This is a genomic window from Acidovorax sp. NB1, from assembly GCF_005405905.1.
Lineage (GTDB): Bacteria > Pseudomonadota > Gammaproteobacteria > Burkholderiales > Burkholderiaceae_C > Acidovorax.
This window is the reverse complement of sequence record NZ_BJHU01000001.1, coordinates 1-7,959: the sequence shown is the minus strand read 5'-3', so window position 1 is coordinate 7,959 and position 7,959 is coordinate 1. Positions and strand designations below refer to the sequence as shown.

The following is a 7,959-nucleotide window of genomic DNA, read 5'->3' as shown; positions in this document are numbered from 1 at the left end:
ATCCCCAAAAACGTTGTGTGCCAACCCTGCATCGTGAACCTCAAAAGTGGGAGGCCACCATACCCGTTTACAAAGCGAACAGGAAAGTCAATGAAATCAACGGTCTACCCAGACCACCCCCGCGCCAGTGCTAGCTTTGCGTACCGTCACTTATTGCACTGAAAACGAGGAGACCCCTATCAGCGCAAGGGCTTGCTCCCGGAACCGGACAAGCCTTACGGCAGCATTCGCCGCTATGGCGAGACGGATGTAACGCGGGTGCGCTTCGTGAAATCAGCCCAGCGGTTGGGCTTCAGCCTGGATGAGATCGCCGAGCTGCTGCGGCTGGAGGATGGCACCCATTGCGAGGAAGCCAGCAGCCTGGCCGAGCACAAGCTCAAGGACGTGCGCGAGAGGATGGCTGACCTGGCGCGCATGGAGGCCGTGCTGTCTGATTTGGTGTGCGCCTGCCATGCGCGGAAGGGGAACGTTTCCTGCCCGCTGATTGCGTCACTGCAAGGGAAGAAAGAACCGCGCAGTGCGGACGCGGTGTAGCCCGAGGGAACTACGCCTTAGCGTGCTTTATTTTCCGTTTTCTGAGGCGACTCCAACGTCAGAAAAGACCGTGCGGTCGACTTTTGATATTTCGTGCTGTCGCCTTCTGAAAGTGACAAGCAAGTCAGTGCTGGGTCAGTGTCGGATAGCCCTGGATGAATACGCGGTCGGTCTTGGCCGCCGGCACATGGCAGCCCATGCAGTCGGCTGCGTAGCTGACGGCGACATTCTTGGCGGGGGCGTCGGCCTTGAACAGCGCCCAGCCCCAGCCGTCGCCCCACAAGGGGTTGCTGGCGAAACGGCCTTTGGCGTCCTTGACCATCACGAACCACACGGCCGCATCGGAACCCCAGACCACAGGGTCGCCGGTGGTCATGGCGCTGGTTTCGAGCTTGCGGATCTCTTTCACCAGCGTGGCGCCGTCCGGGAACTTGCCGGTCTTGCGGTAGTGCTCGGCCGAGGCCTTTTCGGTGTACACATCGTGCAGGCCGCGAGAGGCGGATTTTTCGTCCAACACCGCATATGAGCCCAGGTGGACGAAGTTTGTGCGGAAGTCTGTGGGGCGGCTGATGCCGCCCTGGCTGTCCACATAGGGCGAAAAGTCGCCGGCCGTGACGGCCAGTGGCAGGACGAGGGCGCTGGCGAGCAGAGCGCCGGTGAGTGCGATTTTCGTTGTGTTCTCCTTATATGCCTATGGAGATCAGACGGCGACCACGGGGAAATCCACCGTGGTGTCGGCGATGTGGTTGGTGTAGTTGGTGAGCGTGTTCAGCGCGATGTTGGCGATCACTTCCAGTATCAGGCCGTCGTCGAGCCCCGCGCGGCGGTAGTTGGCCATGGCGTCGGCCGACACCACGCCGCGTTGCTCGACCAGCGCGCGGGCAAAGCCGGCAATTGCATCGTCAAGTGCGTTGGCCGCCTGGCCGGTGCGGGCCGCGGCGATGGCCTCTGCCGACAGTCCGGCACCTTTGCCGATCAGGGTGTGTGCGCTCAGGCAGTACTGGCAGCGATTGGCTTGACCGGCAGCCAGCGCAACGATCTCGCGCTGGGTGGCACTCAGGCGGCCGGTGCCCAGCGTTTCGGACAGGCCGAGGTAGCCGTTGAGCGCTGCCGGCGCGTGGGCCAGCGTGGCGAGCAGGTTCGGCACCACGCCGAGCTTGGCTTTGACGGCCTTGAGTGTGGCAGCGGTAGCGGCGTCAGCGGTGTCGATGGTCAGGGGGGCGATTTGGGTCATGTCTATCTCCGTAGTGGGTGAGGTGCAAGAGCACGTGGGCATGATCGCCCTTTGTTTGGTACGATATGGCACGTAAAGTATCAAATACGTAACCTATCGTCTTATATGGAGAGTGGAATGGCGGATCGACTGGCCGGCTTGCTCCGGCACTACTCGCTTTCGGCGCGCGTTTTTCACAGCGGCGCCTTCTGTGGGCAGCATCATTACGCGGCGCCGCATGGCTATATCCATCTGGTGCGGCGCGGCCCGATTACGGCGCGTTCGCCCGTGCATGAAGATCTGCTGGTTACCGAGCCGAGCCTGCTGTTTTATCCGCGCGTGGCGTCGCATCGTTTTGTCGCCGCCCCCGGCGATACCGCTGAGCTGTTGTGTGCGGAGGTCGATCTGGGCGCTTCGACGGGCAATCCGTTGGCCATGGCCTTGCCGTCGATGCTGCTGATTCCGCTGGCGGACTTGCCCGGCCTCGGGCCGACGCTAGAGCTGCTGTTTGCCGAAGCCGAGCGCGACCAGTGCGGTCGGCAGGCCGCCATCGACCGCTTGTGCGAGTTGCTACTGATCCAGTTGCTGCGTTATCTGATGGATGGGCGGCTTGGCGCCACCGGACTGCTGGCGGGACTGGCCGACCCGAAACTCGCGCGCGCCATAACCGCCATGCACGATGCGCCGCAGACCGCGTGGTCGCTCGAGGCGCTGGCGGCGCAGGCGGGCATGTCACGCGCGCGCTTCGCCGCCGCGTTCAAAGACGCGGTGGGCGTCACGCCGGGCGACTATCTGGCCGACTGGCGGATGAACGTCAGTTGCACCCTGCTCAAGCAGGGGCGTCCGGTGGCGGTGGTGGCCGACCGCGTCGGCTACGGCAGCCCGAACGCGTTGGCGCGCGCCTTCCGCGTGCGCATGGGCTGCGCCCCGCGCGACTGGCTGGCGCAGCAGCGCGGTGACGCGTCGCTCAGCGGTTCGTGAGTTTGAGGTCGATTCGCCGGTTCTTGGCGTAGGCGGCGTCGGTGTTGCGCTCGTCGAGCGGGTGAAATTCACAGGCGCGGCACGGGAATCAAGGCATTGCGATTCTCGAAAATAGTTCTTGAAATTCTATTCTTGATTGCATATCATCTCAACGAGTTTCGATAAGAAAGGATGCGCATGCGACCGTCTGTTGTGCTTGACATGAAGCGAAGCGCAGTGCGTGAAGCGGTAGGCCGCTTTCGCGCCGCGAACCCGCGCGTCTTCGGCTCGGTGCTGCATGGCACCGACCGGGATGGCAGCGACCTCGACCTGTTGGTCGATGCGCTGCCCGGTGCCACGTTGTTGGACTTGGGCGATTTGGAAGAAGAACTGAAATCGCTGCTCGGCGTTGACGTCGATCTGCTGACTCCCGGCGACCTGCCGCCGAAGTTCCGGGCCAAGGTGCTCGCGGAGGCGCAACCGATATGAGCGAGAACCGCCTGCCCGATTACCTCGACCACATTCAGCAGGCCGCAACCGATGCGCGCAGCTTCGTGGAAGGGATGGCCAAGGACGACTTCTTGGCCGACAAGCGCACCCAGCAGGCCGTCATCATGAGCCTGATCGTCATCGGCGAGGCGGCCACAAAGGTGATGGATGGCTACGTCGAGTTCACCCAGGCGCATGCCGACGTGCCGTGGCGCAGCATGCGCAATATGCGTAATCGCATGGCTCACGGCTATTTCGACATCAACCTCGATGTGGTGTGGGAGACGGTACAGGAATGGCTGCCGGCGTTGCTCCAGCAATTGCCCGCCGTGCGTCAGGATGCCGACGATGAAGACCGTAACGACAAAGGCATGGAGCCATGACCAATCAAGCCGCCGATGTTCGGCCCCTCTGGCGTGTTCGATCCCGCGACCTATGAGCCGCGCTCGGGCAAGACCTTCTGGATGGCCGCAACGGACGTGAGTTCGCTGGTGGGCAAGGAGGCAGCAGCCGACACGCTCATCGGCAACTGCACGACCGCACGACCAGCCTCCCGTTCAAATTCGAGTTAGAACTCATATCCAGCCTGTCTGGGGGCACTGTGAAAGAGGGATCTCCGATGACTGTTGAATCGAGAATATTTTCTGTAGCCGAGTATGTTCAGCCGTCCGAAGGCGAGCCTATTCGTTCCGTTGTGCTTGAAACCCGAGACTCAATTATCGTGGTTTGGCATGTCCATCCCGGGCAGGAAATTGCGGCTCACATTCATCCTCACGGCCAAGACACGTGGACTGTTTTGTCGGGAATGGCTGATTACTTTCAGGGCAATGGGATTGTTCGTGCCCTCAGGGAAGGTGAGATAGCCGTGGCAAGACCGGGCCAAGTGCACGGGGCGCGAAATACAGGTACCGAGCCATTTGTGTTCGTCTCGGTTGTGGCATCAGCCAATGCCGGTTTCGTATTGGCTGAGCGATAGAGCCCAATCTCTGGAGTTGGTCCAATGAGCGGTCGGGGAGATAGGTAACAGACATGCAGCGGACACGGCTGCTAAACCAGGTCGCAAACCTCCTTGCGTCGCAGCGTGCCGCAAGCGACGCGATCAATCGAATGGGGTCGGCATGAGACTGAACACCATCCAGTTCCCGACCGCGTAGCCGCCTGTCCTGCCGATCAGGTCTTGACCATCGACGCCTGGGATCAGTCCTGAATGTTCTTGGAGACCACTACGTTATGAGCCGCAGCCGCCGCAAAACACCCATCGTCGGGCACACGACCTGCGGCAGCGAGCGCGAGGACAAGAAGCTCTGGCATCAGCGCTGGCGCACCCGTGAGCGCACGGCGCTGACCAGCGCGTCGCCCGAAGCCCTGAGCGCCCATCTGCCCCTGCTGGAAAACCAGGCCAGCAGCGTCTGGTCGATGGGCAAGGATGGCCGCTCCTACTGGCCCGTCAAGCGCCAGGCCGCCACGGCGGATCGCATCGCCAATCACAAGGGACGCAACCCGCAAGAACGCGCCTCCCTGAAAAAGCGCCTGCTGCGCAAGTGGATGAGCAAATGAAGCTCTCCTTCCATCAGCACATTGCGCTGTTCTGGATGATCGGTGCTCCGGGCGTCTTCGCGCCCGTGATCGAGAACGCCAAGCGGCCCGATGCCGGCGCCGTCATGGCGTGGGGTGTCGCGATCGTGGCGGTGATGATCCTCTTCACCCCTTTGCTGCTGCGCTGTCCACCATTCCGGCGCTGGTATGGCCGGACGGATGCGCTGTCGGAGCGGCAGCGCCAGGCGCTTGCCGAGCGCGGCCTGCGCCGCTACTACCAGACCGCTTTCGATGACGGCTACGTGCCCCGCGTGATGCCCTACGTGTGGCGCATCATCTGGACGGTCGGCGGGTTGATGGCTGTGACCGCCGTACTGCCTACCAACACCGGACGGCCAGCCTTCGATGCCTTGGTGGTCTTCTCGACCTGGTATCCGATAGGCGTGATGCTGCTGGTTTTCGCGTCGAGGCCCCTTGGCCGGTTGATTCGCCAAAGAGCACAGGAGCGGCGGAAATGAGCACGTCAACCATCGAGGCGCTGGCCAGCGCCTGGGCAAGGATTGCCGAGGAAGCGGAATTCCCCGCTGACTACGAGGGGACTGCCACACCACAAGCGCATCGGGCTAGCGAAGCTATTCAGGAGCAGATTCGGGAGCGCATCGTCGCCACCAACGACATGCGGCTGTTCAGCCTGCTGCACCTGCTGGGTCAGGCGTCGCTGCGCATGGAGCAAGCGCTGTGGCCGGAGGATTACGAGCGGATGACGCGCGAGGTTGAGGAAGCCCTGCGGCAAGCCACCGACGCCAACGCCAGATCGTACACCCACGAAGAAGTGATGCAGGCGATGCAGGAACGCATCGACCGGGCGCGAGACAAGCCATGTTGATTGGCTATGCGCGCGTCTCGACGCAGGATCAGAACCTGGAGCTGCAACGCGAAGCCTTGAGCAAGGCCGGATGTAAAAAGGTCTTCGAGGACAAGGTGAGTGGCACGCGGGCAGACCGGCCTGGCTTGGCCAAGACGCTCGAAATGCTGCGCGAAGGCGATACTTTGGTCGTCTGGAAGCTCGACCGGCTGGGCCGGTCGGTCAAGCAACTGGTCGATCTGGTCGGCGATCTGCACAAGCACGGTGTCCAGTTCAGGAGCCTCACCGACTCCATCGACACCGGCACACCATCCGGGCGGTTCTTCTTCCACGTCATGGCGAGCCTTGCCGAAATGGAGCGCGAGCTGACCGTCGAGCGCACCCGCGCCGGGCTGGAAGTCGCCAAGCAGCTCGGCCGCAAAGGCGGCCGCAAGCCGAAGATGACCGACAGCAAGATCGAGTCGGCCAAGAAGCTGCTGGCCAGCGGGGTGCCGCCCAAGGACGTGGCCAAGAACCTCGGCGTGTCCATTCCGACGCTGTACCGCTGGGTGCCAGCCTCCACGCACGCTTAGCGTGCTTTATTTTCCGTTTTCTGAGACGACCCCATGACCAGCCGCAACGGCTACTTCCCAGGGAAGAAGCCGGCGAAGCGCAGCGCGATCATCACGCCGCGCACCGCCCAGGAAACCAAGATCGCCGCGATGCCGCGCCAATCCCGCGAAGTGCGCCAGGCCCTCGCCAAGACGCCGCCGCTGCGCGTCGGTGGCGCTGACCTGGTGGAAGGTGCCGACCGCATCATGCGGACGCCGGCCGAGCACCAGGCGCAGGGCGTCAGCTTCAAGGTGGCGCGCATCTACATGCGCGTGAGCACCGACGAGCAGGACTTGTCCCGCCAGAACGCCATCGTGGAGAGCACGCGGGCCGCCGGCTTCTACGTCGCCGGCATCTACCGCGAGAAGGCATCGGGCGCACGCGCCGATCGCGCCGAGCTGCTGCGCATGATCGGCGACCTGCAACCCGGTGAAGTCGTGGTTGCCGAGAAGATCGACCGCATCAGCCGGCTACCGCTGCCCGAGGCCGAACGCCTGGTGGCGTCGATCCGCGCGCAGGGCGCACGCCTCGCCGTCCCTGGCGTGGTCGATCTATCCGACCTGGCGGCCGAGGCCAAGGGCGTTGCAAAGGTTGTCCTGGAGTCCGTCCAGGACATGCTTTTGAAGCTGGCCTTGCAGATCGCCCGCGACGACTACGAGGATCGCCGCGAGCGGCAGCGGCAAGGCGTCGAGCTGGCGAAGAACGCCGGGCGCTTCACCGGCCGCAAGCCGAACACGAAGGTGCATGATCGGATCGTGGCCTTGCGTACCGCAGGCCACAGCATCCCGGAGGCGGCCAGGCTGGCCGGATGCAGCGAAAGCCAGGTGAAACGGGTATGGGCGCTGCACAACCAGGTGCAGTCCGAGGCGTGACCTATTCGACCGCTTCCAGCTCGCGCAGGCATTCCATGATCGCCGCCCGCTCCAGTGGGTCGAGCTTGGCGAGCTTCGCTTGCCAGCGGGCTTTCTTCCGCTTGATGCGCTCGCGCTCGCGGAAGTTGTTGCCCAGGTAGCGCAGATCGTGCAGGGCGTCCGGCTCGGGGTAGTTCATCCAGAGCCGTTCAATCGCAATGCCGCCGCGCGTCATCGCGTTGAACTCGATGGTGCGCCAGGTCGCCAGAGGCGAGCTGTCGTAGATCGGCGAGTCGTAGCCCGACACCATCACAGCACAGGGCAGGCCGGCCAGCACGTCGAGCAGCCGCACGTGGTCGGCGTCGTCGTATTCGTGCCGGTACAGCTTGCCGCCGCGCCTGCTGTCCATCACGTAGGGCGGATCGACATAGACGAACTCGCGGCCGGTGAAGGCGTGGCCTTCGAGCCAGGCCACCGCATCACCGCAATGCAGCTCCAGGCCGTCCACGTCGAGCTGCTGCCACGCCTGGATCACCTCGCGGTCAATGTCGATCCCGATGCTGCGCGCAGCGGGGCGCTTGCGCTCCAGGATGTTCCCGCCGCCCAGGTGCGTTTCGATGTAGGTGTCGTGGGGCGGAATGTTGTTGATGATCGTCTGATAGACGCCGGCACCGCCCTTCCCGCCGGGGTAACGCATGACTTTTCCCTTGGAGTAAATCGGACTTGGCCAGCATCGTCAGAAATGGGGTCTCCTCGTTTTCAGTGCAATAAGTGACGGTACGAAAAGCTAGCACTGGCGCGGAGGTGGTGTTGGTAGATCGTTGATTTCATTGACTTTCCTGTTCACTTTCAAATCTGCGATTCGTGGCGTCAAACCGTGGTCGGTTTCATCCATTGGTGCCAGTTATCGATGCATTTGG

General features: G+C 63.0%; 13 protein-coding genes and 1 pseudogene. 11 read left to right on the top strand and 3 right to left on the bottom strand.

The features are described from left to right. Positions 1–177: 177 nt before the first annotated feature. Positions 178–534, top strand: a pseudogene (locus tag AvAM_RS00070) (MerR family DNA-binding protein); the annotation flags it as partial. A 124-nt stretch (positions 535–658) separates the two neighbouring features. Here the strand turns inward: AvAM_RS00070 and AvAM_RS00060 are convergent. Further along, positions 659–1,048 (bottom strand): cytochrome P460 family protein, encoded by a 390-nt coding sequence (locus AvAM_RS00060; protein WP_197506363.1) that lies wholly within the window; start codon positions 1,046–1,048, stop codon positions 659–661. Positions 1,049–1,234: 186 nt separating this feature from the next. Beyond that, positions 1,235–1,768, bottom strand: coding sequence for a carboxymuconolactone decarboxylase family protein (locus tag AvAM_RS00055; protein WP_013521184.1), 534 nt, complete (start codon positions 1,766–1,768; stop codon positions 1,235–1,237). Between the two features lie 117 nt (positions 1,769–1,885). Between AvAM_RS00055 and AvAM_RS00050 the strand changes: the two genes are divergently transcribed. From AvAM_RS00050 to AvAM_RS00010, 10 genes are all read left to right on the top strand, one after another. After that, entirely contained in the window at positions 1,886–2,728 is an 843-nt protein-coding gene (locus AvAM_RS00050; protein WP_079436164.1) for an AraC family transcriptional regulator, read from the top strand. A 177-nt stretch (positions 2,729–2,905) separates the two neighbouring features. After that, positions 2,906–3,196 carry a nucleotidyltransferase family protein gene (locus AvAM_RS00045; RefSeq protein ID WP_001247892.1) on the top strand — a complete coding sequence of 97 codons (291 nt, stop codon included), beginning with the start codon at positions 2,906–2,908 and terminating at the stop codon, positions 3,194–3,196. Beyond that, complete coding sequence (locus tag AvAM_RS00040) at positions 3,193–3,579, top strand: DUF86 domain-containing protein (protein WP_003100872.1); 387 nt, start codon at positions 3,193–3,195, stop codon at positions 3,577–3,579. The genes AvAM_RS00045 and AvAM_RS00040 overlap by 4 nt, the downstream gene beginning before the upstream one ends. 15 nt (positions 3,580–3,594) lie before the next feature. Then, a complete protein-coding gene (locus tag AvAM_RS25560; RefSeq protein ID WP_003154411.1) occupies positions 3,595–3,768 on the top strand; it encodes a hypothetical protein in 174 nt (57 codons plus the stop codon). A 47-nt stretch (positions 3,769–3,815) separates the two neighbouring features. Next, the gene (locus AvAM_RS00035) at positions 3,816–4,172 is read left to right on the top strand and encodes a cupin domain-containing protein (protein ID WP_003465043.1); all 357 of its coding nucleotides are present in this window, start codon (positions 3,816–3,818) and stop codon (positions 4,170–4,172) included. 254 nt (positions 4,173–4,426) lie between these two features. Further along, positions 4,427–4,753: a hypothetical protein gene (locus AvAM_RS00030; protein WP_003100858.1), complete on the top strand. Its 327-nt coding sequence runs from the start codon at positions 4,427–4,429 to the stop codon at positions 4,751–4,753. Beyond that, positions 4,750–5,250 (top strand): hypothetical protein, encoded by a 501-nt coding sequence (locus AvAM_RS00025; RefSeq protein WP_003100856.1) that lies wholly within the window; start codon positions 4,750–4,752, stop codon positions 5,248–5,250. The genes AvAM_RS00030 and AvAM_RS00025 overlap by 4 nt, the downstream gene beginning before the upstream one ends. Beyond that, on the top strand, positions 5,247–5,618 hold the full coding sequence (locus tag AvAM_RS00020) for a hypothetical protein (protein WP_003100853.1): 372 nt from the start codon (positions 5,247–5,249) through the stop codon (positions 5,616–5,618). The genes AvAM_RS00025 and AvAM_RS00020 overlap by 4 nt, the downstream gene beginning before the upstream one ends. Then, positions 5,612–6,169 (top strand): recombinase family protein, encoded by a 558-nt coding sequence (locus tag AvAM_RS00015; protein WP_003100847.1) that lies wholly within the window; start codon positions 5,612–5,614, stop codon positions 6,167–6,169. The genes AvAM_RS00020 and AvAM_RS00015 overlap by 7 nt, the downstream gene beginning before the upstream one ends. Before the next feature lie 225 nt (positions 6,170–6,394). Then, the gene (locus tag AvAM_RS00010; protein ID WP_199227626.1) at positions 6,395–7,060 is read left to right on the top strand and encodes a recombinase family protein; all 666 of its coding nucleotides are present in this window, start codon (positions 6,395–6,397) and stop codon (positions 7,058–7,060) included. 1 nt (position 7,061) lies between these two features. On the opposite strand, the gene AvAM_RS00005 is transcribed toward AvAM_RS00010, so the two are convergent. After that, complete coding sequence (locus tag AvAM_RS00005; protein WP_062804243.1) at positions 7,062–7,736, bottom strand: hypothetical protein; 675 nt, start codon at positions 7,734–7,736, stop codon at positions 7,062–7,064. Positions 7,737–7,959 lie beyond the last annotated feature (223 nt).

What these genes read in the sequence shown, in the direction of transcription:
- AvAM_RS00055 (WP_013521184.1), bottom strand. Translation starts at nt 1,768, where the DNA reads ATGACCCAAATCGCCCCCCTGACCATCGACACCGCTGACGCCGCTACC.
- AvAM_RS00050 (WP_079436164.1), top strand. Translation starts at nt 1,886, where the DNA reads ATGGCGGATCGACTGGCCGGCTTGCTCCGGCACTACTCGCTTTCGGCG.
- AvAM_RS00045 (WP_001247892.1), top strand. Translation starts at nt 2,906, where the DNA reads ATGCGACCGTCTGTTGTGCTTGACATGAAGCGAAGCGCAGTGCGTGAA.
- AvAM_RS00040 (WP_003100872.1), top strand. Translation starts at nt 3,193, where the DNA reads ATGAGCGAGAACCGCCTGCCCGATTACCTCGACCACATTCAGCAGGCC.
- AvAM_RS25560 (WP_003154411.1), top strand. Translation starts at nt 3,595, where the DNA reads ATGTTCGGCCCCTCTGGCGTGTTCGATCCCGCGACCTATGAGCCGCGC.
- AvAM_RS00035 (WP_003465043.1), top strand. Translation starts at nt 3,816, where the DNA reads ATGACTGTTGAATCGAGAATATTTTCTGTAGCCGAGTATGTTCAGCCG.
- AvAM_RS00030 (WP_003100858.1), top strand. Translation starts at nt 4,427, where the DNA reads ATGAGCCGCAGCCGCCGCAAAACACCCATCGTCGGGCACACGACCTGC.
- AvAM_RS00025 (WP_003100856.1), top strand. Translation starts at nt 4,750, where the DNA reads ATGAAGCTCTCCTTCCATCAGCACATTGCGCTGTTCTGGATGATCGGT.
- AvAM_RS00020 (WP_003100853.1), top strand. Translation starts at nt 5,247, where the DNA reads ATGAGCACGTCAACCATCGAGGCGCTGGCCAGCGCCTGGGCAAGGATT.
- AvAM_RS00015 (WP_003100847.1), top strand. Translation starts at nt 5,612, where the DNA reads ATGTTGATTGGCTATGCGCGCGTCTCGACGCAGGATCAGAACCTGGAG.
- AvAM_RS00010 (WP_199227626.1), top strand. Translation starts at nt 6,395, where the DNA reads ATGCGGACGCCGGCCGAGCACCAGGCGCAGGGCGTCAGCTTCAAGGTG.
- AvAM_RS00005 (WP_062804243.1), bottom strand. Translation starts at nt 7,736, where the DNA reads ATGCGTTACCCCGGCGGGAAGGGCGGTGCCGGCGTCTATCAGACGATC.